The organism is Nocardia sp. NPDC050630, from assembly GCF_044457245.1.
GTDB lineage: Bacteria > Actinomycetota > Actinomycetes > Mycobacteriales > Mycobacteriaceae > Nocardia.
This window is the reverse complement of record NZ_JBITGN010000017.1, coordinates 81,648-106,332: the sequence shown is the minus strand read 5'-3', so window position 1 is coordinate 106,332 and position 24,685 is coordinate 81,648. Positions and strand designations below refer to the sequence as shown.

Genomic DNA, 24,685 nt, shown 5'->3' with positions numbered 1-24,685 from the left:
TATGGCTACAGCCGCGCCTTAACGGCGGCCGAGATCCGGGAGCCGTCGGCCTTACCGGCGGCGATCGCGGTGGCGGCCTTCATGACCTGACCCATTTGGCGCATCCCCGGCCGTTCGCCGAGTTCCTGAGCGACCTGCGCGATCGCGGTATCGGCGACATCGGCGACCTCGGCGTCGGTCAGCTGCGTCGGCAGATATTCATCGATGACGCGCGCCTCGGCGTGTTCGTTGGCGGCCAGGTCGCCACGCCCGGCCTGGGTGTAGACCTCGGCCGACTCGTTGCGCTTCTTCGCCTCTTTCTGCAGTACGGCGATGACCTCGGCGTCGGAGAGCTCACGCGCCTGCGTCCCCGCGACCTCCGCGGTCTGGATCGCGGCGAGCAGCATCCTGAGGGTGGCGAGGCGCAGCGTGTCCTTGGCTTTCATCGCGGCGGTCATATCCGCACGCAGCTGCGATTTGAGTTCCGACATGTGCCACACGGTAGCCGTTTCCCGGTTCCCGGCCCACTACATTCGGCGCTCGTCCCGAATTCCCCGCACTCCCCGTAGTGACTGCTCGCAGGTCGCTCGAAACGGCCAGCCGACCGCTTGTGCGGAAACACACTCGGCGATCCGGACCGAGGTCACCTATGCTGGGCAAATGCCCGTAATCTCGACCTCCGCCATCCGACGAACCGCGTTGGGAGCCGCCGGGGCCGCGGTGGCCGGTATCGGCTACGCCTCGCTGATCGAACGAAATGCCTACGTACTGCGCGAGGCCACGATGCCCGTCCTAGCGCCGGGCTCGTCGTCACTACGGGTGCTTCACATCAGCGATCTACACATGATGCCTGGTCAGAAGCTCAAGCAGCAGTGGCTGCGGGAGCTGGACCGGCTGGAGCCGGATCTGGTCGTCAATACCGGGGACAATCTTTCACACCAGAAGTCGGTGCCTGCGGTGGTGCAGGCCCTCGGCGGATTGCTTTCCCGCCCGGGCCTTTTCGTTTTCGGCAGCAATGACTATTTCGCGCCGGTGCCGAAGAATCCGGCGAAATACTTCAAGAAGGATCACCGCCGGGTGTACGGCGCGCCGCTGCCGTGGAAGGATCTGCGCGCGGCATTCACCGAGCGCGGCTGGCTCGATCTGACCCACGTCCGCCGTGATGTCGAGGTCGCGGGCATTCGCATCGCGAGCGCCGGCGTCGACGACCCGCACCTGCAGCGCGATCGGTACGACACCGTCGCGGGTGCGCCGAATCCGCTCGCCGTGCTGAGCATCGGACTGACCCACTCCCCCGAACCCAGGGTGCTGGACCGTTTCGCCGAGGACGGCTACGACCTGGTCATGGCCGGACATACCCACGGCGGCCAACTGTGCCTGCCCGGATACGGTGCGCTGGTCACCAACTGCGGTATCGATCGCTCGCGGGTGAAGGGCTCGTCCAAGTGGGGCGCGCATACCCAACTGCACGTCTCCGCGGGTCTGGGCACCTCGCCGTGGGCGCCGTATCGGTTCTGCTGCCGCCCCGAGGCGACGCTGCTGACCCTGGTCGCCGCACCGCCGAAGCGTCCCAATGCGGAGAGCGGACAGGGCGTCTCACCCTCGGAAGCCATCGCTCGCTGAGTTCCGCTGAGAGTGCATCTCAGAACTCTGTCGGTGGCCTATGGCAGTTCGATCTCCTTCGGACGCAGAGCACTACAGTCCCGGGTCCGGAAGCGCGAGCTCCGGTGATCAATGCCCGTGGATCGGGAGGGCTCTGGCTGCATCCCGGTGTGGGTGAAACAACCCGAGTGAAGCGGGACATCCGAAAAGGATGGCGCCGGGAACCATCGATAAGTGGTTTCCAGACACGCTGTAAGGTCCTTTGCCGAGACTGACGTCAGGCAGGGGACAGTGTGAGTGATTCCGACGACCGGCGCGAAACCGGTACGCCGTATCGGCAACAGCCTTATGGCGCAGACCAATTCGGCCCTGCGCTAGGACTGCCCGGATCCGGGCAGTCCGCTCCCACCCAGTCGGGGGCCGACGCGTCGCACAGCACATTCGGCGCGCCGGTCCAGCTCGATCCGGCCGTGCTGTCGCCGTTCGGCCCCGAGCCCACAGCTACACCGTGGAACGGCGGCGTCGCACCGGCGCTGCCAACGCCTTGGCAGCCCGAGCAGGAAACCTCAAGTGCCCCTGGCCAATTCGACCCACCCCTGCAGTGGGCGCCGCAGTCGACTCCGACATGGCACGCGGGGTCGGCGACGCAATTCCAGCCCGCTGCAACACCATCCGGACCGTTTGGCGGGATGCAAATACCCCAAGGCCCGGGCCCGAATGCGCTTTTCGGCGACCGATTCGTCTCGGACTTCGCCGCCGCGTCGAGCAGGAATCAACCGAGCCGCGCCACCTGGATCGCCGCGGCGGTCGCGACGCTCGTGGTGGCGGGCGGGGCGACGGCGGCGATCGTGACCGCCAACCACGGATCCGACGACACCACGGCACAGAATCCGGTTCCGTCGATGGTGAGTGCACTCACCCCCACGGGTTCGCATACCTCGACCCAGCCGACCACCACCAAGCACGCTCCGGCCAATAACGAGACCCCGGTGGTGCCCGGTTACCAGGTGGTGGTGGCCTCGGATCTCGGAGCCGCCTACGACGTGCCCGCCGACTGGACGGTGGCCCCCGACGGCAAAGTCGGCGGCTTCGGCGAACCGCCCAACGCCGTCACCGGTAAAGGCCTGGCCACCGAGGGTAAGAGCTACTGCCCCGGCTCGACCCGCACCGTAGCCTTCCTGACCGGCTCCAAGGACACCGATTCGGCAGCCGCCGCAACCGAACTCGGCACCAGAACCGCCAAGATCGCATACACCAGCTCACCGGGCGGCACACCCGGCGCCGCACAGCCGCTGCGCTCGCTCGACGGCTCCCAGCAGGGCATGTTCGTCGAGACCAAGGGCACCGCGACCGAGGCCAATCCGGGCTGCGCCACGGAGTATTCGATCTACACCTTCGCGACCCCGACCGATACCGGCAACTTCGTCATGGTGATCGCGGCCGACACCGGCGTCCCCAACGCCGTCGACACGGCCACCGCGATGCGCATCTTCACCAGCATTCGACCTCATGGAGGCTGATTGACCTGCCGGTTTAACGTCTGGACCTGAGCTGTTGTAAGCTACTGCAGGTTCGCTCCACGGGGTGTGGCGCAGCTTGGTAGCGCGCTTCGTTCGGGACGAAGAGGTCGCAGGTTCAAATCCTGTCACCCCGACTCGTGGTTGAGACGAATGGTTCCGCCCCCGGCCCGCACAGGTCGGGGGCGGAGCTGTTTACGCTGGTTGGCTCGGCGGTCCGGGGTCGGCCACCACACCGCGCAGGCAATGACCGCTAGTAGCCCGCAGACCAGGGCGAGCAAGCCAACGATCACGAACGCATCCATCCATACCTCCCGAGACTTCTCGTAGGTGCACCCGGCGTCGCGACGGATCGGCACCGACCAGCGGCACGCAAGTGCCGGGCTGTCATCAGCCTGCGGGGACAATGTGTCCTGCGGTAGTGCGGCGACGTTGCCAAGTGTTGCTGTCTGCTCCCCCTCACTGTGCACCGCCGGTGCGAAATTCCGGAAGGCGGCGCGCCGATGGAATGCGCGACGGTTCCGATATGTCCCCGGTCGTCCCATATGGGCGGTGAGCAGACTCTTACCGCTTGCTAACTTACGGTCATCTCGACGAAATGCGAGGTCCATAGCGTATACACGCATGTCGACACGGGTGGCCACACTGGCGGATGCGGCGGGGCGGCCGCTGCGGGACGTTGTTTATACGACTTTGCGCGGCGAGTTGATGAACGGTGATATCCGATTCGGTGAGCGGCTGACCGAGCCCAAGCTGTCCACCCGGTTCGGTATCTCACGGACACCGGTCCGGGAGGCGCTGACCATGCTGTGCTCGGACGGGCTTTTGCAGCGGGAGGAATACGGTTTCACTCCGGTGCGGCCGAGCATTCCGTTGATCCGGGACCTGTACGAGCTGCGAATTACCTTGGAGCTCAGCGGAATTCAGCGCGCGATCGATAATCCGGCGGTCGTGCACGATCATGCGTTGCTGGCGGCCGAACGGGAGGCCTGGCTGGCCCTGCGGGCGGATCCGCCCGAGCAGGAGCCCGGCTTCGTGGTGCGTGACGAGGAGTTCCACGTCACCCTGCTGACGGCGGCGGGCAATGCCGAGCTGGTGCGTTCGCTGAAGGCGGTGAATTCGCGGATCCGGCATGTGCGGATGTACGACTTCATGGTCAACAACCGGATCGAGACCACCATTGCCGAGCATCTGGGAATTCTGGATGCCGTGCTGGCACAGAATCTTCCGCTGGCATATCGACTGCTGCACACCCACATCGGCGAATCGCTCGATGTCGTTCTCGATCGGGTCACGCGGGCCATTGCCGCGATGTCCTTGGCAACTGAATAGGGAGTTTCTCGGTGACACTGGAATTCGATACGGTTCTGGTCGCCAATCGCGGCGAAATCGCCTGCCGGATCATGCGAACGGCACGTGCGCTCGGACTGAAGACCGTCGCCGTGTACTCCGACGCCGATGTCGGTGCGGCGCATGTCGAAATCGCCGATGTCGCAGTACATCTGGGGCCGAGCCTGGCCGCGGAGTCGTACCTGCGCGCGGACCGGGTGATCGAGGCCGCGCTCTCGACGGGTGCGGGCGCGATTCATCCCGGATACGGATTCCTTTCGGAGAATGCGGATTTCGCCGAGGCGGTGACAAATGCCGGGATCGCCTTCGTTGGGCCGACGCCGGAGCAATTGCGCATCTTCGGCGATAAGCACACTGCGCGCGAAACGGCCGAAACCGTCGGGGTGCCACTGCTTCCGGGTACCGGGCTACTCGAATCGGCCGAGCACGCGGCTGCCGAGGCCGGGCGCATCGGTTATCCAGTAATGCTCAAGGCCGTCGGTGGTGGCGGCGGTATCGGCATGCAGGCCTGCGAAAATGCCGATGAACTGCGGTCGGCGTATGCGCGGGTGCAGCGTTTGGCCGCGACGAATTTCTCCTCGACCGGTGTCTTCCTGGAGCGGTTCGTGGCGCGGGCCAGGCATATCGAGGTGCAGTTGTTCGGTGCCGGTGACGGACGTGTGGTGAGCTTCGGCACCAGGGATTGTTCGCTGCAGCGGCGCAATCAGAAGGTGCTGGAGGAAGCGCCCGCACCCGGACTCGCACCGGAGCTGTCGGAGCGGTTGCTCGCGGCATCGCGGGAGTTGGCCAGGTCGGTCGGGTACCGATCGGCGGGCACGGTGGAATTCGTCTACGACCTCGAGCGCGGTGCGGCCTCGTTCCTGGAAATGAATACCCGGTTGCAGGTCGAGCATCCGGTGACCGAGGCGATCACCCGGATCGACTTGGTCGAGTGGATGCTGCGGCTGGCGGGTGGAGACAGCTCGATGGTCGACGCACTGCCGGAGACCGGACCGGTGATCAGCGGATGGGCCGTGGAGGCGCGGGTCTATGCCGAGGACCCGGGACACGATTACCGACCGAGCGCCGGCCTGATCACTTCGGCTACGTTTCCGGTGGACACTGCGGTTCGGGTCGATACCTGGGTCGCAACGGGCACCGAGGTCAGTCCGTATTACGACCCGCTGCTCGCGAAGGTGATCGCGGCGGGGACCACCCGGGAGGCCGCCTTCGCGGGATTGAGCGATGCGCTGGCCGCGACCAGGATCTACGGGGTCCAAACCAATCTTGCACAGTTACGTGCGGCGAGCGCCGATTCCATAGTGCTCGATGCGGACCATGTCACGACCACGCTTGCCGACATCCGCCCTGCCAGCCATCGCATCGATGTGCTGCGCGGTGGCACGATGACAACGATCCAGGATCATCCCGGTCGAATCGGGTTGTGGCAGGTCGGAATTCCGCCGTCGGGTCCGATGGATGATCTGTCTTTCACGCTGGCCAATATCGCCGTCGGCAACCCATCCGGTGTACCCGCGCTGGAATGCACGCTCCAGGGTCCCCTGCTGCGTTTCGCCGATCCGACCGTGGTTTGCGTGACGGGTGCTTCGACGCCGGTCACCGTGGATGGACAGCCGGTCCCGATGTGGCAGCCGGTGACCATCCCGGCCGAGTCGGTACTCGATATCGGCGCACCGTCGGACGCCGGACTGCGCACCTACCTCGCGGTGCGCGGCGGCATCGATGCGCCGCTCTATCACGGCAGTGCCGCTACCTTCACGCTCGGCGGTTTCGGCGGCAGCACCGGTAAAGCCATTGTCGCGGGAGATGTGCTCGGAATCGTCAGGGATCGGCCCGAACTCGCTGAGCCGCACGATGTTCCGCTCGACGAACGACCCGAGTTCACGCACGTCTGGCAACTCGCCGTCGGCATCGGACCGCAAACCGCGCCCGCCTATTTCACCGATGCGGATATGGATCAATTCTATTCGCACCCTTGGCGAGTCGGCAGTCACGCCAATCGCACCGGTATCCGGCTGGAGGGGCCCAAGCCGACCTGGTCGCGCACCGACGGCGGCGATGCGGGCCTGCATCCGTCGAATCTGCACGACAACCCGTACAGCATCGGAACATTGAATGTCTCCGGTGACACCCCGATCCTGCTCGGTCCGGACGGTCCGAGCCTCGGCGGCTTCGCCTGCCCGCTCACCGTCATCTCGGCGCATCGTTGGAAGCTCGGCCAGTTGCGTCCCGGCGATACCGTCCGCTTCGTCCCCGTCGACGATGACCGGGCCACGGTGCTGCGGCGTTCGAATGCCGCTCGCGCCAAGGCCGACGCCCCAACTACGGTGTTCGCCGGTTCCCGCGCGCCGGTCGGGCTGGATGATCGCGGCGTCCTCGGCACCGTCGTGGCGGGCGCGGATCGTCCGCGAGTCGCCTATTTGCGCGGCGGCGATGACAATATCCTGGTCGAATACGGCGAGATGGTGCTGGATCTCGGTCTGCGCATGCGGGTGCACGCGCTCGCCGAGGCATTGGCGGACAGCAGTCTGCCCGGCATCGTCGATGTGACGCCGGGTGTGCGATCACTGCATATCCATTTCGATCCCGAGGTGCTGCCGCAGCATCGGCTGCTCGGCACGCTGACCGATCTGGAATCCGAATTGCCCGCAACCCATGACCTCGTGGTGCCCAGTCGCACGATTCGATTGCCGCTCTCGTTCGATGATCCCTCGATCACCGAGGCCATTGATCGATATCGCAGCGGGGTCCGCGATACCGCGCCGTGGTTGCCCTCGAATACCGAATTCATCCGCCGCATCAATGGACTCGACAGCGTCGCGGATGTGCGTGCCGCGGTGTTCGATGCCGAATACCTGGTGCTCGGCCTGGGTGACGTCTATCTTGGTGCGCCGCTTGCTGTTCCGCTCGATCCGCGACATCGCTTGGTCACCACCAAGTACAACCCGGCACGCACCTGGACGCCATCGGATGCGGTCGGGATCGGCGGCAAGTACCTCTGCGTATACGGCATGGCATCACCGGGCGGTTACCAGTTGATCGGCCGGACGGTGCCGATCTGGTCCAGCTACCGGCAATCCGCGCCGTTCGAAACAGGCACTCCATGGCTGTTCCGATTCTTCGACCGCATCGTCTGGGAGCCGGTGACACCCGAGCAGTTGCTCGAACAGCGCGCCGCCGCCGCTGCGGGCCGTTTCGACGCCGAGGTCAGCGATGGCACCTTCGCACTTGCCGACCATCTGCGCCTGCTCGCCGAAAATGCGGAAGCCATCACGGAATTCGAGACAAGGCAGGCCATCGCCTTCGAGGCGGAAAAGCAAGCCTGGCGCGCCGCAGGGGAATTCGAGCAGAGTGCGACCGTCGAGAGCGCGCCGGAACCAGTGACCGACCCGCTGGCCGGATTACCGCCGGATGCGACGGTGGTCACCGCACCGATGATCGGCAATGTCTGGCGGGTGGAAGTCGAGGTGGGCCAGCGCCTCGGCGCAGGCGATCCGGTGGCCATCCTGGAGGCGATGAAACTCGAACTGCCGGTGCACAGCCCGGGCGCCGGCACGGTACTGAAAGTGCTGACAACACCAGGCGCGAAAGTGGAACCGGGAACCCCGCTAGCAGTGATCGGAGCCACCGAATGACCTCAGGCGTCCTAGGCAATACCGAAGTCCATGGCACCCCCACCGCACGCGTCGCCGCCGCGTATCGGCGGATCGTCGAGGTCGATCGGCCCGAGGTGTGGATCACGCTGCGCGCCGAGGCCGAGGTCGCCGCCGAGGCCGCGACCGTCGAGCAACGGGTCGCTGCGGGTGAATCCTTGCCACTGGCAGGGGTATTGGTCGCGGTCAAGGACAATATTGATGTCGCGGGACTGCCTACCACCGCGGCCTGTCCCGAATTCGCCTACACCGCCGAGGTCACCGCGGCAGCGGTCGAGCGCCTGGTCGCGGCGGGGGCAGTGGTTCTCGGCAAGACGAATCTGGATCAGTTCGCAACCGGGCTCGTCGGTACCCGCAGCCCATACGGCGCGGTTCGCCACGCGCACGATCCGAAATTGGTCTCCGGCGGGTCCAGTTCCGGATCGGCGGTCGCCGTAGCGTTGGGTATTGCGGATATCGGAATCGGAACGGACACAGCGGGTTCCGGACGCGTTCCGGCGGCGCTGCACGGAATCGTCGGTATCAAGGCCACTTTGGGGATCATTCCCGCGCACGGTGTGGTCCCCGCGTGTGCGGACTACGACGCCGTGACGGTCTTCGCCACGGACCTCGACCGCGCGGTCGCGGCAGCCGCAATCATGGCCGGACCGGAGCCGCGGGATCCGCGCAGCCGGTCCTGGCCCGCCGATGTACCGCTGTCGGCGCCGCAGACCATTCGGCTGGCCGTCCCGCGCGCCGCGGATCTCGACGCGCTCAGCGATTTGTACCGAGATGCGTTTGCCCGCACCGTATCCGCGATGCAGGGTGCCGGGATCACGACCGAAGAGGTCGATATCTCCGGAATGCTCGACGCCGCACTCCTGCTCTACGACGGCGCGATCGTCGCGCAACGCTATGCGGCCGTCGGTGCGTTCCTCGAAACCGCACCGGCGAGTGCCGATCCCACCGTGACGGCGATCATCAATGCCGCGCGAGCCACGACCGGCCCCGGATTCGCAGCCGATCTGGATACCCTCGCAAAGGCGAAGACCGCGGCAACCGAGACGTTGCGGGGATTTGCCGGACTGCTGTTGCCGACGACCACCGAACATCCGAGTATTGCTGCGATACAAGCGGATCCGTTCGGTATCAACCGCCGAATGGGCACGTTCACGAACTTCTGCAACTTGCTGGATATGGCGGCCGTCGCCGTCCCCGGCCTACCAACCACGACCGGCGCAACGTTCGGCGTGATGGTCGTGACGCCCGCTTTCACCGATCAGGTCGCCGTCGATATCGCCGCCCGCATCCTCGGCGCCGACAACGCTCCGACGCTCGTCGAAGACGGTGTCGAACTGGCCGTCTTCGGCGCGCACCTGCGCGGCCAGCCGCTGCATTGGCAGCTGGAGCAGATCGGCGCGCGGTTCACCGGCGAGATCCGCACCACCGACGCCTACCGCCTGACCGCACTGGACACCACACCCCCGAAACCGGGACTGGTGCGCCACGGCGCGGGACTCGGTGCGCCGATATTCGGCGAGCTCTTCCGGGTATCGGCGGCGGGACTCGGTCGCTTCCTCGCCGCGCTGCCCGCGCCGATGGCACTGACCAGTATCGAATTATCCGACGGACGCGCGGTTATCGGCTTCGCCTGCACCTACGACGCCGCACTATCCGCCACCGACATCACCTCTCACGGCGGCTGGAAGGCCTATCTGCAGAACCAGAACTGACTCAAACGTCTTACACATTTGTACTAGACAAACGTGCAAACAGTTTGTTAGACATATGTGCAAGACATTCGAGCCAGTGAGGAACAGATCATGAGCAACACCAACCCGGCCACCAACCGCCCGCGGGTGCTCGTCTGCGGCGGCGGCATCGGCGGCAATGCCGTTGCCCTGCAACTGCTCCGGGCCGGAATCCGGGCCACCGTGGTCGAGCGGGCGGTCGCCCCGCGCCCCGGCGGCCAGGCCGTGGACCTGCGTGGTCCGAGCGTCGAGGTGGCGCGGCGAATGGGGCTCATGCCGGGCATCCGCAAATCCCAATTGGATGAGCGTGGCATGGTTTTCGTGGACAGCGAGGGCAAGGAACTGCTGCGCATGGCCGCGGAGGTCTTCGAGGGTAAGGGAGCGGTCGCCGAGATCGAGATCACCCGTGGCGATCTGAACCGGGTACTGCTGGATCTGCTCGACGAGGCGGGCGGCGTCGACTACCGCTACGGCGAATGGTGTACCGAGATCGATCAGGACGGCGAGGGCGCGGATGTCACCTTCGCCTCCGGCGGCACCGAGCGATTCGACATCGTGATCGGCGCGGACGGCCTGCATTCCGCCACCCGCCGCCTGGTCTTCGGGCCGGAGGAAGATTTCTCCACCTACCTCGGCGGCTACATGTCCTTCTTCACCCTGCCGACGCCCGACTATGCCGAACCGCACTGGTTCGCGATGAATTCCCTGGTCGGCGCGACCGGTGTGGGATTGCGTCCGGATGCCGATCCAGCCACCTGCAAGGCACTGGTCGTCATTCGCGACGCCGCAAATCCGGTGCTGCGTCGTGATGTCGCGGCACAGCAGCGGCTCATCCGCGAGCGACTGGCCGACGGCGGCACGATCGCGAGCACGGTCCGCGATGCCATGGCCACCGCCGAGGACTTCTACTTCGACGAATTGGCCCGCATCGACGTGCCGAACTGGTCCCAGGGCCGCGTGGTGCTGCTCGGCGACGCGGGCTACTGCGGTTCGCCGCTCACCGGACAGGGCACCGCGATGGCACTGGTCGGCGCGTACGTACTGGCCGGTGAAATCGCCTCGCACGCAACCGATCCCGAGAAGGCGCTGAGCCGCTACGAAGAGGTGCTGCGGCCGTTCGTCGCCACCGCACAGGAACTGCCGCCGGGTGGCCTGCGGTCGATGACGCCCAAATCGCGCTTCGGGATCCGCGCGGGTCTGTTCGTCAGCAGGCTGATGACCACCGAGGTCATGAAACCGCTCATGATGAAGATGCTCACCAAGACCCAGAGCTACGAACTGCCCGACTATTCGCTCCAGCCGGTCGGCTGACCGCTCGAGGCCCGGCCGGGCCGGTCACCCCTCGTGAACCGGCCCGGCCATATACACCCTTGGATGGGATCGTCGGCGCGCACCGAATGGTTACCTTCGGCAGCGGCGACTCGATGCGCCGATCAGCTCCGGGAAGAGCCATCCGAAGTGGTTGCCCCCGATAAAAGCGCCAGCCGGGACGGTCACCCCTCGTGGACCGGCCCGGCTGGCACTACCCCCGAAACGCGACCTGTTACCCCTCGTGAACAGGTCGAGTCCGGTTCCCCACCCCCGGTGGTGGCTTGTGTTGCGGTGTTGACACAAACAATGCCGTCGCGGGCTTGTTGGGCACTTAAGAAGACCTTGCAGGAGAAAATCCGCAGGTAGTCGCGTTATTTGTGGAAGATCCCGACAAGTTTGCGGCGCGTTGGCACGAATCGGCGGATGATGGAGGATGAGGGGCGCCAAGGAGGATGGGAGCGGCGATGGAAACCGTGGTTGTCTGGATGCTGGCCTGCCTGCTCTATTGGTGGGGCCTGTTGTAGTTCCGAGCCATGAGGCCCGTGGGTTTCCCATAACGAAAAGCTCCGCCTCCGACCGAAATGGTCAGGGGCGGAGTTGTTTTCGGACCTGAGTTATCAGCCGTCCAGTCCGGCGCGGACACCCTTCCTCGACGCGCTTGCCGAGTTCGGCGTCCACGTTCCTCCAGTATTCGAAGACGCGCGACAGCACCGGCTCACGCACACCCCGAGCACGTAGCCAACGACATTGGCCACCAGACGATCTCGCTGCGCGTCGTCGTAGACCTCACGGACCAGGGTGCCCGCCTGGGCGAAGTCGCCGTCCTCGGCGTGCTCGATATAGTCCGCGCGTACAGCGCTCACCCACCCCGTCGGCTCAGGCGACTGCCGTCCCGCCGCCGTCGGCTCGAACTCCCAGACGCCACCATCAGGTGCGCGCTCCGGATCGGCATGCGGGCCGTCGAACGAATTGGGCGCGTAGATAGGCACATTCGCATCGTTGTAGTCGTAGCGCATCGCGCCCTCCTTGGCATAGGAGTTCACCTGCGCGGCCCGTGCGCGGTTCGGCGGCAGCTGCGCGCAGTTGGTGCCGATGCGGTAACGGTGCGCGTCCGCGTAGGCGAATACCCGACCGAGCTACATCTTGTCGGGCGAATGATCGGAGTCAGGGCCTGCCGTAGATGACGATCGGGCCATCTCCCGCGCCATTACCCTCGGGATGAGTTGGCCCGTTCTCGGACCGACCGGAGGAGAACGCCAGGGCGCTTTCGTAGTGCGCATCACATCCGAGTCCGTGGAATAGATCCGGGCGGCGGACCGTTGACCACTTCTGTCGGCGTCCGGACAGCCCCGGGCCTCACCCCATTCGTCGCTACGAGCGACCACTCGCCGAGAGGCGCTTGTGGGACGTCGGCACTCGAGTCGTGACGCTGGCGTGGCGTCCGGCGACTCAGCGCCGCCAGGTTTACCACCTGGCGGCGTTTTCAGTTCCGGACCGCTCGAGTCGTCGTCGAGGGCGGCGTGGTCGATGATGCAGTCATGGCAACGCACGGCGACGCGCTGCGGCGCAGGCTCGGACTCACCGACTCCGTGGTCATCGGGCTCGGATCAATGGTGGGTGCGGGCATCTTCGCCGCGCTCACTCCCGCAGCGGGCGCGGCGGGTCGTTGGCTGCTGCTCGCCTTGGCGGTGGCCGCACTGCTCGCATACTGCAATGCGACCTCCTCGGCGCGGCTAGCGGCGCGATATCCGGTATCGGGCGGGACGTATGTGTATGGACGCGAGCGCCTCGGTGCGTTCTGGGGATATCTGGCCGGGTGGGGTTTCGTCGCGGGTAAGACCGCATCGTGTGCCGCGATGGCGCTGACCGTGGGCGGCTATGCGTGGCCGGAACATTCGCGAGTCGTCGCGGTCGCGGCGGTTGTCGCGATCACCGCGATCAATTACACGGGCGTGCAGAAATCGGCGCTGACCACCCGGATCATCGTGGCGGCGGTACTGGCCGTGCTGGCGCTGGTCGTCGGGGTGGGATTTTTCGGAAACCACTCCGCCGCAATGGCTCTGCCGGACCGGATCGGCCCGCGCGGGGTCTTGCAGGCCGCGGGATTGCTGTTCTTCGCCTTCGCGGGATACGCCCGCATCGCCACCCTCGGCGAGGAGGTGCGCGATCCGCGACGCACGATTCCACGAGCCATCATGATCGCGCTCGGGCTCGCGCTGGCGGTCTACGCGCTGGTGGCAATGGCCGCGCTCGAGGTACTCGGGTCGGCGGGGCTCGCGCATGCGATCGATCCGCTGGCCAGGGTCGTCTCGACGGCGGGGGTCTCCGGGTTGGCCCCGATGATCCGGGTGGGCGCGGTGTTGGCGGCGGCCGGATCGCTGCTCGCGCTGATACTCGGGGTGTCGCGGACGGTGCTTGCGATGGCGCGGGACAGATATCTGCCTGGTGCGCTGGCCGCGCGGTGCATGCGCGCTACGGAGTGCCGCATCGCGCCGAGTTGGCGGTCGGTGCGGTGGTCGCGGTGATCGCGGCGAGCTTCGATCTGCGTGCGGCCATCGGGTTTTCCTCGTTCACGGTGCTGGTGTATTACCTGATCGCCAATGTTTCGGCGGCGACGCTCACCGAGGATCGTCCGCCACGCTGGGTGCCGTACGTCGGCGCGGTCGGGTGCGTGGTTATCGGGCTGTCACTGCCGCTCGGTTCGGTGTTGACCGGACTGGCAGTCCTGGGTGTGGGCGCGGGGTGGTTCGCGGTGCGGACACCTCGCTGACCTCGTCCGAAGCCGAACGGAATCGCAGCCAACACCGCGGGCGCGAGTTGATTCGCGGTGCGCTCACCGACCCCGCACGAACTGACCGGCATCGCAACCCTCGCCCACGGACGCAAACTGGTCCGCCGTGCGGACGCGCTATTGACGTCATCCCAGAAGCAGCCCCGTGCCGATCGAATGGGGTGTGTGGCGCGCGACCGATGTGTCACGACGATGATCGGTGCGCCGAGTTGGCAATTGACCCCAGACGCATTCAGCCTGTTGCCCGGTCTGGCGTGGTCTGGCGCGATAGCCTCATGCGCATGGGGCGCATCTACGGATTCCTGGCGGGAATCGCAGCGGTATCGCTGGTTGTGGGAAGCGTTTTCGCCGGAGATGCGCACGCCGCGCATACCGAGCAGCTGTCATGTGGCGTGTCGTCCGGGCGGGAGCCGGAACGGGCGGCGCCGGAACAAGTTGGACTGGATTCGAGACGGCTCACCGACGCAATGGAGTTCGCGAGCGGGCGTAATCGGTTGAATGTGCAGGTGTTCCGGCACAACTGCCTGATCGGCGAGGGGCCAACGAACGACCAGACCGGCAATGTCGCCTGGAATATCTGGAGTGCGACGAAGAGCGTTGTTTCCCTGCTCGCCGGGATAGCCTGGGACCAGAGGAAACTCGATATCACAGCACCGATCGATCGATATCTGCCGCCCGGACTCGGCGATGAGCAGCATCGGTCGATCACCGTGGAGAATCTGCTGACCGAATCCTCCGGCATGAAGGTGGGCGTACTCACCGAGGGTGCCACCGGGGTGATTCCACTCGATCCGAATAGTGCCGTGCAGGCGCTCGGGGTGCCGTTGGACAATCCGCCCGGCGCGGCATTCAGCTACAGCCAGCGCAATGTCGATCTGCTCGCCTATGTCATCGAATTGGCCGTCGGGAAACCGCTGCAGCAGTTCGCGCAGCGCGAGCTTTTCGATCCGCTCGGTATCGAACGCGGCGATTATTACTGGGCGCGCGATCGCGCCGGGCACACCTACGGATACGCGCATCTGATGATCCCGCCGAACGATTTCGCCAAACTCGGGCTGCTGGTGAGCAATAACGGGAGCTGGGGCGGGCAGCAGATCGTTTCGCGGACGTACCTGCGCAAGGCACGCCAACCGTCCGCGACGAACGAGTGCTACGGCTATCTGTTCTGGATCGGACCGGGATGCGCCGAAACCGCCGACTACCTGCCCGCCGACATCTACTCGATGTCGGGACTCGGCTTGCAGAATGTCTTCATCATTCCGAGCCTGGATTTGACGGTGGTGTGGACCGGATTCTTCGGAAATGTCAGCAACGAGGGTATTTCGGGAGTTGTGCAGAACACCGCGGAGCTGCCGTACGAATTCTTCCGTCGGCTGTTCGCGGCCTTCGAAGTCCGTCCGGTGCCGGATCCCGGTCCGTATGTGGAGCCGCCGCTGCGTCTGGATCCGAGGCGGTTCGTGGATACGAATCTGCTGCTCGCGGTCTTCGGCGTCGGACCTGCCGCATATCCGGGCTGCAATGTCTTCAGCTGCCTGAACTATCCGTTGGCGCCGCCCTTCGCCGATACCGCACCCGGATGCGTCATTCTGGTGTGCCTCGGCCCGGATCCGCGCACACCGGGCATCCACTGAATCACACACCGAAGAAAGGGATATCGCCTTCCTGCGCACCCTGCGCGACGAAGTGGTCCGGTGAGACCGCGATGAACAGGGCATTGCCCTCGGCTATGAGTTCACCATCGTGTTCCAGGCGAGCGTGGATATGCAATTTGCGCTCGCCTTCGCGCCGATCGAGGATCGCGGTCACGATCATCGGTCGGTGCAGCGGCGCCGGACGCACATAGTTCACCTCGAGCTTGGCGGTAACCGCTGGCACGCACATGGCGGTCGGCACCGTGCCGGATGCCTCGTCGAGTATCGCGGCGATGACACCGCCGTGCGCGACACCTGGAGCGCCCTGGTGGCGCTCGTCGAGGGTGCAATGGCCGATTATGCGGTCGTTTTCGAGGTTCAGTGCGATGCCGACCGACGCCGGATTCCGTGGTCCGCAGCCGAAGCAGCCGTCCACATGCGGCGGTAGTGGGCCGTCGGACATCGGGCTGGTCAAAGGGTTCGGCTGGCACACAATGCTTTTCCTGCACACTCGTTGCGAGCGCTGTCTTTATCGCACATCGAATACTGGGCGCTCACCCGCATTACGAGCGGCCCGCCTACCGACAGTCTGAGCTCGTCCCTCATGTTGCCGCCTGTCGAATGTTGGACATGATCTGCTCTTTTCGGCGTATCGCGACAACACGCGTGATGGTGCGTATCGGCGGTGGCAGTATGCGGTCGAGGCAGCGGATCACTATGGCATAGCGGCGCAACCAGCGCTCGTCGTGCGCGGTCCAGCCGAGGCCGAGTCGCTCGCGCAGCATCGGCGGCAGCACACCGGTATTCACCCAAACCGCCAGCGGCCCGACCATTCGCCACATCACGAGCTTCCACAGCCATGCCGGAATTGGTGCTTGCACCGGCGGTCGCGACATGGTCTCCAGCACGTCGTCGACGCTTGGATGATGTTCGAGTCGTTCGCGCACGATCCATTCGAACCATGCCTCGAAGGTGGAAAGATCCTTGGGCACAGCACGTTCCGGAAGTCCGGCCAATAGCGCGGTATGCCGCCAGCCGTCGTACAGGTCGGCGCGCTGCGACTCGGTGAGTCCGGATCCGAACCGCGTGGCGACGATTTCTGTGGCCCAGTGCGCGGTAGCGAGGACGAAGAAATAGGCCTCCGGCTCCCAGGCGTGATAGCGCCGACCGACGTGATCGATTCCTCCGATGCCCTTGTGCATGGCGCGGATATCACGGCCGTAGGCGGCGGAGTCATCGCCGTAGAAGGCCAGGGCGAGGGTGGGCCAGTACGACCGGTCGAAGCGGCCGATCGGGTCGGATTCGAAGATCGAGTGCTCGGCCACGCCCGAGCCGATTACCGGGTGCGCTACCTGAAGTAACAGTGCGCTCGGGGCGAGCATGATCAGTCGCCAGTCCGCGGCGAGGCGAGCGGTCAGCGAGTTCTTGCTCAAGCCGGGTAGGTCGGCGTGCGACGCATTCGGATCGGACGCTTCGGCGGGTCCGGTCATGCTCACCCCCCAATTAGGAATCAGTTGTCTCTCGAATCAAGCTAGATTCAGGAAACAAATGTGTCAAGATTGATGGATGGCATCCACGGCGCGCACATACGGCGGAGTATCGGCTGACCAGCGGCGCGCGACCCGTCGCGACCAGCTCCTGGAGGCCGCGTTCGAGGTGATGGCGACCGAGGGCGCGGGCGGATTGACCATCCGCACGGTCGCGAAGGCCGCCGGACTGTCCACCCGGTTCGTGTACGAGAGTTTCACTGATCTCGACGATCTGATCGGGGCCGCATTCGAGCTGGCTTTTCGCCAGTTTTCCAGCGCGGTCGGTTCGGCGGCCGAGAGCGCGCCTACGGATAGTCGGGCGCAGGTCACCGCTGTGGTCGAGGCGATGGTGGAATTCTTCCTGGCCGCACCTGCCAAAGGAAAAATTCTGTCCACCAAGGCATATGGACATCCGGCCGTAGCCGAGCGGCGGCTTGCGCGCTCGGAGGATGTGTCGCGCGCGTTCCGCGGGATCCTGTCGGCTCTAGTTCCCGACCGCGCACCGAACGATCCCGCCATCGACCTCACCGCGCGCTTCCTGGTCGGCGCCTTCGGTGACACAGTCACGGCCTGGATCCAGCAGGCGCTGCCATACCCTCGGGACAAATTCGTGCACGACAACGTAGAACTATTCCTCGGCACCCTCGCAGCCCTCGAGCGCTTGTGACGCGCAGCCGCACAGGGACGAACACGTCGCACAACGCGTGCCAACTTCGCACGCCGTAGACGTTGTGCGAGGTGGTCACGGCATATGCGTGCGCGGAGATCACCACGAGCCGTCTCGAAGCGAAGGGAATCCACTCCGTCGCGATAGATGGGCGCATCGTAGACCAGACGACCACCTCGCACACCGTAGACGTTGTGCGAGGCGGTCACGGCTTGTGCGTCAGAGCAGGGTGAGCCAGTTGTGGTGGGTGTCGGTGCGCAGGGCTGCGGCGTGGCGTTTGCGGAGGGTTTGGGTGAGGGGGCCGGGGCGACCGTCGGCGATCAGGCGGCCGTCGACTTCGGCGACCGGGGAGGTGCCCGATGAGGTGCCCGTGACGAAGACTTCGTCGGCAATGTAGAGCTCGGTCAGGTCGATGGTGCGTTCGACGATCGGGATGCCGTCTTCGGCGGCGAGGGTGAGGATGGTTCGGCGGTTGATGCCGTCGAGGATGTCGCACGACACATCGGGGGTGATCAGAGTGTCGTTGCGGACGAGGAAGATATTGGCCGCGCTGAGTTCGCAGACATGACCGTTGCCGTCGAGGAAAATACAGTCGTCGTAGCCGCTGTCGATGGCATCCTGTTTGGCGAGCACCGAATTGACGTATGCGCCGTTGACTTTCGCGCGCGATGGAATCGCATTGTCCGGAATGCGCCGCCACGGACTGGATTTCAGCCGCATGCCATCCTGCGGCACGATCGGCACCGCGTCGTAGACGAAAATGCTGACCTGGATGGCGCAGCCGCGGACCCGCGTGCCCGGAATCGATTCGACGACATGCACTGTCGCGCGGACGAATACATCCTCGGTCGGCACATTGGCCGCGATCAGGTCGGTGACCGCCGTGCGGAATCGGGCGAAGTCCCATTCGGCGGCGAACCGGTCGATGCCGATGATCTTGCAGGATTCCTCGAGTCGCCGGAAATGGTCGTCGAGCCGAAATGCCGTGCGTGCCGATTCATCCACAAGCACCGGGAAAACTGTGTACACACTCAGGCCGTACAGCACCGCCGACGATGCGACAGCGACCGACGCCCGTTCCGCATCGATGAGCCGGTCCCCGAAGTACACCTGTGGATAAGGATTCGCCATCGGCGCAGGCTAGCAGTCGGCATCCGGGCGGAGCGACGGATTTTCGGACCGCCCGGGCCGGACTGGTCAGTTATCCACAAGCCGAGTGAAGCGCGCCGTATCCATGTAGTCGCGGAACAGCGTGACCTTGCCGTCGCGGACCCGAACGACATTGACGGAGGTACGAACTCGCGCCCGCTCCGCGCCGGGCACCGTCATATCCACCTCGTTCTCCACGAAAACCACCTCGGGATCGGCTGTTTCGTACACCTGTGGATAAATCCCGTGCACCTCGATACCCGAAATCCCGGACCAACGCTGCGCGAGATGCGCCCGGATCTCCTCCCGCCCGACCAGCCGGGTCGGCATCCCGGGGATGACGAAGGGAATCTCGAATACCGCATCCGGGGCAAGCAGCTCGACGAATGCGTCGGCATCGCGAGCGGGCAGCTCGCGAAACATCCGTTCGACGAGCTCACGAGGGCTTTCCACTGAAGTCTCCACCACGAAAACACCTGCTTCAATTAAGCGGAACGTTGACCCCGTTTATCATCCGGAACGATCGCCCCGCTTGTCAATGCCTCCAGTAAACTCAGCCCTCATGACAAACCGCGAGGAAACGCGCCCGCTGCGCGCCGACGCGCGCCGCAATCGCGACCGCGTACTCGCCGCCGCCCAAGAGGCCTTCGCCGCCGAGGGCATCTCGGTCCCGCTCGACGAAATCGCCCGCCGCGCCGGCGTCGGCGCGGGCACCGTCTACCGCCACTTCCCCACCAAGGAAGCGCTCTTCGAAGCCGCGATCGTGGACCGCGTCGAGCGCATGATCACCTACGCTCGTGGACTGTCCAGCGCCGCCGACCCGGGCAAAGCCTTCTTCGACTTCCTCGACCGCATGGTCGCCGAGGGCACCGTCAAACGCGACCTAGCCGAAGCCGTAGGCGCCGACACCCCCGAATACCGCAAACCCGCCTATGCTCTGAACGCCGCCATCGCCGAATTACTGACCCGCGCACAAGAATCCGGCGCAGTGCGCCGCGATATCGATATCGACGACCTCATGCGTGTCGTGAAGGGCACCTTCCTGGCCGCCAACACCACGAATACCACCGCGGAGCAACGCCGCCGCACGTTCGCGATCGTCTTCGACGGGCTACGGCCACACTGACCGAACCGGGCCGCCCGACGCGGCCTCGGGAACCCCGGGCCGTATAGATCGACCGCGATGACACCAGTGCCTTCGGTGCGAGTGTCTCCACTTCGCCCCCTGGGTCCGAGACCATTGACCGAGCTGAGCCCGATCGAGGATGGCGTGCCGGGCAGTCGATTCGGGGTGGCACACCGTTCGATATCGACCGAATCCCGAGTTCGGTCCGCTACACCGGCCGGCCCGCGGGCAGGCAAACCGGCGCCTGTTCGACGGTTACCACCCTCGCCTGCCCCGCGGGCCTCTGCGCCCGAGAAGCGTTAGCGGCTCGAGTTGCGCCGGTCGGCGGTCACGGCGGGCCGACCGTGGCGCGGAGCGCGGCAGGCGTCGACGATGATCTTGCGGGCCGCGCGACCTTCGGGGCTTGGCATGAGTGCGTAGTTGTGGGGCAGCCCTGGGCCCTCGTGGTAGTCGACCGGTACGCCTGCGGCTTCGGCGCGGCTGGTCAGGGCTCTGGCGTCGGCCAAGACCATTTCGTGGGTGCCCGAGAAGACGGTCAGGGGCGGCAGTCCTTCGATAGCACCGAATAGGGGGCTGACACGGGGGTCGCGGAGGTCGAGGCCGTCGGCGTACAGTCGCGCGATCTCGGCCATTCCGGGTCGCTGATGCAGCGGATCGACCTGTTCGAGCGCGGCGAGTGCCGGGTCGGACAGCGTGGCATCGAGCCAGGCGGAGATCAGCACGACCTGCGCTGGTTGCGGCCCACCCTGATCGCGCACGGCATGTGCTGCCGCCAGCGCCAGCAGACCGCCTGCCGAATTTCCCATGACCACGGTCTTTCCGGAGCCGCACTGCTCGATCGTGCGGGTGACTATCGCGGCGGTGGTGGCCACCATATTCGCGGCGCTGCCATGTGGGATCAGCGGATAGATCGGTACCACGACCTGCGCCGGAATCGCGGCGCTGAGTTCGCGGACGAAACTCCAGTGCGGGCGCACGATCTCGGCGAAGAAACCGCCGCCGTGCAGGAAAACCACACTGACGTCGGTGGGACCGGCGGTCGGCGTTATCCGGAATACGGGCCAACCGTCGAGATCATCCCGGGTGACGGTCGCCGTCTTGCGTAGAAAGGCCGGGGCCCGAACTTCTTTGATGCGCCGGTCGCGCTTTTGCACCGCCGCTTGCACCCCTTCCGCGCTGCCGAGCATCCGCTTCTGGCCGCGCGATGCCAACAGTGCGGTGATGGCTCTGGTCTGCCAGCTCGGCTTCGCGGCAGCTCCCTCGGTTGTCATATCCGTTCATCTTCCTGTCGTCGCGGCTCGCACCGGCTGATTGCGCCGGTCACCGATTAGCCTGACGAATATGACCGGTACCGCGCTTTCACAAACCTGCGGTGCGCCGGTGGTATGGACGCGGCCGGGCCATGTCGGATATCTCGGCCCGGAACTGGGCGTCGGGATGCATGCCACGTCGATCGCATATCTCGGCCTCAGCCTGGACGGACCGTTCGCCGTGGAGACAGCGGCGGATGTGGCGATCATCACCCGCAGCGTATTCATACCGGCTCGGGTGCCAGCCCGGATTGTCTCGGAGGGCCGGATCGCATTGCTGTTCGTCGAACCCGGCAGCGCGATGATCGCCGGGGTCACTACCGGGTCGGGTAGCAACGTCGAATCCGCAGCTGTCGATCCGAGCGCCGAAGCCGTCCTCATCACCGCCGCCCGCGCCGGTGTCGCCGAACTGGAGCGCCTGATATCGGTTCCGCGGTCGGCCATCGACCCTCGCATCGAGGCGATCGTGCGCGACATGCGTGACGACCCGACCACGCACATCCGCGCCGAAGCCGCCGCCGAAGCCGCCGGGATGTCGGAAACCCACTTCCTACGAACCTTCGTCGCGCACACCGGCACCACATTCCGCCGCTACCGCCAATGGGCCCGGCTGCGAATGGTTTTCGCGAGTCTGTCCGCCGGACACGATCTCACCCGCTGCGCCGCCGATGCCGGATTCGCCTCGCCGTCACATCTGAGTGAAACGTTCCGACGCACGTTCGGCCTGTCGCTGACCGAACTACTCAGCTCATCGGTGACATTCGATATTCGATGACCGAAAACCGAACGGGCCATCCGGATCTCGCGATCGAAACAGCCCGTTCAGGTCAGCGCTGAGCCAACAGGACTTCGGCGATTTGAATGGTGTTGAGGGCAGCACCTTTTCGGAGATTGTCACCTGAGATGAACAACGCCAGACCGCGACCTTCCGGAACGCCTGGGTCCTGGCGGATGCGGCCGACGAGAGAGTCGTCCTTACCGGCGGCGGCCAACGGAGTCGGCACGTCGGTGAGCTGGACGCCGGGAGCCTTGGCGAGGATTTCCTTGGCGCGCTCGACCGAAATCGGTTCGGCGAATTCGGCATTCACCGACAGCGAGTGGCCGGTGAAGACCGGGACACGCACGCAGGTGCCGCTGACCAGCAACTCGGGCAGACCGAGGATCTTGCGGCTCTCGTTGCGCAGCTTCTGGTCTTCATCGGTTTCGAAGGAGCCGTCCTCGACCAGCGAACCGGCGAGCGGGATCACATCGAAGGCGATCGGCGCGACGTACTTGTTCGGGGCGGGGAACTGCACCGCACTGCCGTCGTGCACCAGCTTTTCGGCATCGTCGACCACAGCGCGCACCTGGGAGGCCAGCTCCTCGACACCGGCCAGGCCGCTGCCCGAGACCGCCTGGTAGCTCGAAACGATCAGGCGCTGCAGACCAGCCGCATCGTGCAGCGGCTTGAGCACCGGCATCGCGGCCATGGTCGTGCAATTCGGGTTTGCGATGATGCCCTTGACCAGATTGCGGGTCTGCTCCGGGTTCACCTCGCTGACGACCAGCGGGACCTCGGGATCCTTTCGCCAGGCCGACGAATTATCGATCACGGTGACACCGGCCGCCGCGAAACGTGGGGCCTGCACGCGCGACATGGTGGCGCCAGCGGAGAACAACGCGATGTCCAGGCCGGTCGGGTCGGCGGTCTCGGTGTCCTCGACGATGATCTCTCCGCCGCGCCACGGCAGGGTCTTACCGGCCGAGCGGGCCGAGGCGAAGAAACGCACCTCATCGACCGGGAAATCGCGCTCTTCCAGCAGTTTTCGCATGACGGCTCCGACCTGTCCGGTCGCGCCGACGACTCCTACGCGTACACCCATGACTGTGCCCCTTTCGACTCGACCGGTAGCGCTGCGTGGGTACGCTGCGCTACCGCCTCCGCGCTCGACCCGGCCAAGTCAGCGTCCTGTTCCCGCGTGGACGACGGCGACCTCGTCGCCGCCCAGATCGAAGGCCTTGTGCAGCACCTGCACGGCCTCGTCCAGTTCGGTGTCCTTGACCAGCACCGAGATCCGGATCTCGGAGGTGGAGATGAGGTCGATATTCACGCCCGCGTTCGCCAGCGCTTCACAGAAGGTGGCGGTGACGCCCGGATGGCTCTTCATACCCGCACCGACGAGGGAAACCTTGCCGATGTGGTCGTCGTAGAGCACCTGCGAGAAACCTATTTCGGCCTGACGCTTGGTCAGCATCTCCACCGCACGCGCGCCCTCGGTCTTGGGCAGGGTGAAGGTGATATCGGTCTTGCCCGTCTCGACCTTGGAAATGTTCTGCAGAACCATATCGATATTGATCTCCGCGTCGGCGATCGCGCGGAAAACCTTGGCGGCGTAGCCAGGTTCGTCCGGCAGTGCGACCACGGTCACCTTGGCCTCGCTGCGGTCGTGCGCGACGCCCGTGAGGATTGCTTGCTCCAAGGGGATGTCCTCCATCGATCCGTAGACGTAGGTGCCGGGCTTGTCGGTGTAGGACGAGCGCACATGCACCGGAACGTTGTAGCGGCGCGCGTATTCCACGCAGCGCAGCATGAGTACCTTCGCGCCGCAGGCCGCGAGCTCGAGCATCTCCTCATAGGAGACCTGCTGGAGCTGCTGGGCGTCGGGCACGATCCGCGGGTCGGCGGTGAAGACGCCGTCCACATCGGTGTAGATCTCGCAGACGTCGGCCTCCAGCGCCGCGGCCAGTGCTACCGCGGTGGTGTCGGAACCGCCGCGTCCGAGCGTGGTGACGTCGCGACTGTCCTGACTGACGCCCTGGAAGCCAGCGACCAGCACGACCAGACCTTCGTCCAGCGCCGCGCGCACACGGCCCGGGGTGACGTCGATGATCTTGGCGTTACCGTGCGATCCGGTGGTGATCACACCCGCCTGCGAGCCGGTGAACGAGCGAGCCTGGGCGCCGAGCGAATGGATGGCCATGGCGACCAGCGCATTGGAGATGCGCTCACCCGAGGTGAGCAACATGTCCATTTCCCGCGCCGGCGGCGCCGGCGCCACCTGCTGCGCCAGGTCCAGCAGCTCGTCGGTGGTATCGCCCATGGCCGAGCAGACGACCACCACGTCGTGGCCCTGCTTCTTCGTCTCGACGATCCGTTCAGCGACGCGCCGGATACGCTCGGCGGTTGCCACCGAGGATCCTCCGTACTTCTGAACCACGAGAGCCACGACAGGGTCCTCCAAGATCGACAATCAGCTGCTAACAGCACCCCAGCGTACCGGCCGCGGTCCAGCGGATTTGTTCCTACCTCCTCCGCCCGCCAGTACCGCAGGGGCCCTTCGGTACTCGAACTGAGCCGAAT

At 65.4% G+C, this 24,685-nt stretch carries 18 protein-coding genes, 1 tRNA gene and 2 pseudogenes; 12 read left to right on the top strand and 9 right to left on the bottom strand.

The features are described from left to right. Positions 1–5: 5 nt before the first annotated feature. On the bottom strand, positions 6–470 hold the full coding sequence (locus ACIBG0_RS32120) for a GatB/YqeY domain-containing protein (protein ID WP_397037640.1): 465 nt from the start codon (positions 468–470) through the stop codon (positions 6–8). A 169-nt stretch (positions 471–639) separates the two neighbouring features. Here ACIBG0_RS32120 and ACIBG0_RS32115 point away from each other — a divergent pair, with 169 nt between their 5' ends. The 7 genes from ACIBG0_RS32115 to ACIBG0_RS32085 all read left to right on the top strand — a co-directional run bounded on the left by ACIBG0_RS32115 (position 640) and on the right by ACIBG0_RS32085 (position 11,142). Continuing rightward, positions 640–1,602 (top strand): metallophosphoesterase, encoded by a 963-nt coding sequence (locus ACIBG0_RS32115; RefSeq protein ID WP_397037638.1) that lies wholly within the window; start codon positions 640–642, stop codon positions 1,600–1,602. 668 nt (positions 1,603–2,270) lie between these two features. Continuing rightward, positions 2,271–3,101, top strand: coding sequence for a hypothetical protein (locus ACIBG0_RS32110; protein ID WP_397037636.1), 831 nt, complete (start codon positions 2,271–2,273; stop codon positions 3,099–3,101). Between the two features lie 60 nt (positions 3,102–3,161). Beyond that, positions 3,162–3,235, top strand: a tRNA-Pro gene (locus ACIBG0_RS32105). 487 nt (positions 3,236–3,722) lie between these two features. After that, entirely contained in the window at positions 3,723–4,430 is a 708-nt protein-coding gene (locus ACIBG0_RS32100; RefSeq protein ID WP_397037634.1) for a GntR family transcriptional regulator, read from the top strand. Between the two features lie 11 nt (positions 4,431–4,441). Further along, positions 4,442–8,083, top strand: coding sequence for an urea carboxylase (gene uca, locus ACIBG0_RS32095; RefSeq protein ID WP_397037632.1), 3,642 nt, complete (start codon positions 4,442–4,444; stop codon positions 8,081–8,083). After that, entirely contained in the window at positions 8,080–9,813 is a 1,734-nt protein-coding gene (gene atzF, locus ACIBG0_RS32090) for an allophanate hydrolase (RefSeq protein ID WP_397037630.1), read from the top strand. The genes uca and atzF overlap by 4 nt, the downstream gene beginning before the upstream one ends. 90 nt (positions 9,814–9,903) lie before the next feature. Continuing rightward, on the top strand, positions 9,904–11,142 hold the full coding sequence (locus ACIBG0_RS32085; RefSeq protein ID WP_397037628.1) for an FAD-dependent monooxygenase: 1,239 nt from the start codon (positions 9,904–9,906) through the stop codon (positions 11,140–11,142). Positions 11,143–11,759: 617 nt separating this feature from the next. Here the strand turns inward: ACIBG0_RS32085 and ACIBG0_RS32080 are convergent. Further along, positions 11,760–12,302, bottom strand: a pseudogene (locus tag ACIBG0_RS32080) (catalase); the annotation flags it as partial. 378 nt (positions 12,303–12,680) lie between these two features. Between ACIBG0_RS32080 and ACIBG0_RS32075 the strand changes: the two are divergent. Together ACIBG0_RS32075 and ACIBG0_RS32070 are read left to right on the top strand one after the other, a co-directional pair. After that, positions 12,681–13,912 (top strand): annotated as a pseudogene (locus ACIBG0_RS32075) (APC family permease). A gap of 302 nt (positions 13,913–14,214) precedes the next feature. Beyond that, positions 14,215–15,564, top strand: coding sequence for a serine hydrolase domain-containing protein (locus ACIBG0_RS32070; RefSeq protein ID WP_397037627.1), 1,350 nt, complete (start codon positions 14,215–14,217; stop codon positions 15,562–15,564). Position 15,565: 1 nt separating this feature from the next. Here ACIBG0_RS32070 and ACIBG0_RS32065 read toward each other — a convergent pair whose 3' ends face one another. Beyond that, positions 15,566–16,027 carry a PaaI family thioesterase gene (locus tag ACIBG0_RS32065; protein WP_397037625.1) on the bottom strand — a complete coding sequence of 154 codons (462 nt, stop codon included), beginning with the start codon at positions 16,025–16,027 and terminating at the stop codon, positions 15,566–15,568. 139 nt (positions 16,028–16,166) lie between these two features. Further along, on the bottom strand, positions 16,167–17,054 hold the full coding sequence (locus ACIBG0_RS32060) for an oxygenase MpaB family protein (protein ID WP_397037623.1): 888 nt from the start codon (positions 17,052–17,054) through the stop codon (positions 16,167–16,169). 76 nt (positions 17,055–17,130) lie between these two features. On the opposite strand from ACIBG0_RS32060, the gene ACIBG0_RS32055 reads away from it, so the two are divergent. Then, complete coding sequence (locus ACIBG0_RS32055) at positions 17,131–17,760, top strand: TetR/AcrR family transcriptional regulator (protein WP_397037621.1); 630 nt, start codon at positions 17,131–17,133, stop codon at positions 17,758–17,760. A gap of 219 nt (positions 17,761–17,979) precedes the next feature. On the opposite strand, the gene ACIBG0_RS32050 is transcribed toward ACIBG0_RS32055, so the two are convergent. Together ACIBG0_RS32050 and ACIBG0_RS32045 are read right to left on the bottom strand one after the other, a co-directional pair. Further along, positions 17,980–18,891: an aminotransferase class IV gene (locus ACIBG0_RS32050; RefSeq protein ID WP_397037620.1), complete on the bottom strand. Its 912-nt coding sequence runs from the start codon at positions 18,889–18,891 to the stop codon at positions 17,980–17,982. Between the two features lie 66 nt (positions 18,892–18,957). Then, positions 18,958–19,377 carry a nuclear transport factor 2 family protein gene (locus tag ACIBG0_RS32045; protein ID WP_397037618.1) on the bottom strand — a complete coding sequence of 140 codons (420 nt, stop codon included), beginning with the start codon at positions 19,375–19,377 and terminating at the stop codon, positions 18,958–18,960. Positions 19,378–19,471: 94 nt separating this feature from the next. Here ACIBG0_RS32045 and ACIBG0_RS32040 point away from each other — a divergent pair, with 94 nt between their 5' ends. Beyond that, positions 19,472–20,035 (top strand): TetR/AcrR family transcriptional regulator, encoded by a 564-nt coding sequence (locus ACIBG0_RS32040; protein WP_397037617.1) that lies wholly within the window; start codon positions 19,472–19,474, stop codon positions 20,033–20,035. 299 nt (positions 20,036–20,334) lie between these two features. On the opposite strand, the gene ACIBG0_RS32035 is transcribed toward ACIBG0_RS32040, so the two are convergent. Then, on the bottom strand, positions 20,335–21,306 hold the full coding sequence (locus tag ACIBG0_RS32035; RefSeq protein WP_397037615.1) for an alpha/beta fold hydrolase: 972 nt from the start codon (positions 21,304–21,306) through the stop codon (positions 20,335–20,337). Positions 21,307–21,376: 70 nt separating this feature from the next. Between ACIBG0_RS32035 and ACIBG0_RS32030 the strand changes: the two genes are divergently transcribed. Then, entirely contained in the window at positions 21,377–22,120 is a 744-nt protein-coding gene (locus tag ACIBG0_RS32030; protein WP_397037613.1) for a helix-turn-helix domain-containing protein, read from the top strand. Positions 22,121–22,172: 52 nt separating this feature from the next. Here the strand turns inward: ACIBG0_RS32030 and ACIBG0_RS32025 are convergent, their stop codons facing one another. Together ACIBG0_RS32025 and ACIBG0_RS32020 are read right to left on the bottom strand one after the other, a co-directional pair. Continuing rightward, positions 22,173–23,207, bottom strand: a complete 1,035-nt coding sequence (locus tag ACIBG0_RS32025; RefSeq protein WP_397037611.1) for an aspartate-semialdehyde dehydrogenase — start codon at positions 23,205–23,207, stop codon at positions 22,173–22,175. Positions 23,208–23,285: 78 nt separating this feature from the next. Next, a complete protein-coding gene (locus ACIBG0_RS32020) occupies positions 23,286–24,551 on the bottom strand; it encodes an aspartate kinase (RefSeq protein ID WP_397037609.1) in 1,266 nt (421 codons plus the stop codon). Between the last annotated feature and the right edge of the window lie 134 nt (positions 24,552–24,685).

Excerpts from the sequence above, each read along its gene's own strand:
- ACIBG0_RS32120 (WP_397037640.1), bottom strand. The coding sequence starts at position 470 with ATGTCGGAACTCAAATCGCAGCTGCGTGCGGATATGACCGCCGCGATG.
- ACIBG0_RS32115 (WP_397037638.1), top strand. The coding sequence starts at position 640 with ATGCCCGTAATCTCGACCTCCGCCATCCGACGAACCGCGTTGGGAGCC.
- ACIBG0_RS32110 (WP_397037636.1), top strand. The coding sequence starts at position 2,271 with ATGCAAATACCCCAAGGCCCGGGCCCGAATGCGCTTTTCGGCGACCGA.
- ACIBG0_RS32100 (WP_397037634.1), top strand. The coding sequence starts at position 3,723 with ATGTCGACACGGGTGGCCACACTGGCGGATGCGGCGGGGCGGCCGCTG.
- atzF (WP_397037630.1), top strand. The coding sequence starts at position 8,080 with ATGACCTCAGGCGTCCTAGGCAATACCGAAGTCCATGGCACCCCCACC.
- ACIBG0_RS32085 (WP_397037628.1), top strand. The coding sequence starts at position 9,904 with ATGAGCAACACCAACCCGGCCACCAACCGCCCGCGGGTGCTCGTCTGC.
- ACIBG0_RS32070 (WP_397037627.1), top strand. The coding sequence starts at position 14,215 with ATGGGGCGCATCTACGGATTCCTGGCGGGAATCGCAGCGGTATCGCTG.
- ACIBG0_RS32065 (WP_397037625.1), bottom strand. The coding sequence starts at position 16,027 with ATGTCCGACGGCCCACTACCGCCGCATGTGGACGGCTGCTTCGGCTGC.
- ACIBG0_RS32060 (WP_397037623.1), bottom strand. The coding sequence starts at position 17,054 with ATGACCGGACCCGCCGAAGCGTCCGATCCGAATGCGTCGCACGCCGAC.
- ACIBG0_RS32055 (WP_397037621.1), top strand. The coding sequence starts at position 17,131 with ATGGCATCCACGGCGCGCACATACGGCGGAGTATCGGCTGACCAGCGG.
- ACIBG0_RS32050 (WP_397037620.1), bottom strand. The coding sequence starts at position 18,891 with ATGGCGAATCCTTATCCACAGGTGTACTTCGGGGACCGGCTCATCGAT.
- ACIBG0_RS32040 (WP_397037617.1), top strand. The coding sequence starts at position 19,472 with ATGACAAACCGCGAGGAAACGCGCCCGCTGCGCGCCGACGCGCGCCGC.
- ACIBG0_RS32035 (WP_397037615.1), bottom strand. The coding sequence starts at position 21,306 with ATGACAACCGAGGGAGCTGCCGCGAAGCCGAGCTGGCAGACCAGAGCC.
- ACIBG0_RS32030 (WP_397037613.1), top strand. The coding sequence starts at position 21,377 with ATGACCGGTACCGCGCTTTCACAAACCTGCGGTGCGCCGGTGGTATGG.
- ACIBG0_RS32025 (WP_397037611.1), bottom strand. The coding sequence starts at position 23,207 with ATGGGTGTACGCGTAGGAGTCGTCGGCGCGACCGGACAGGTCGGAGCC.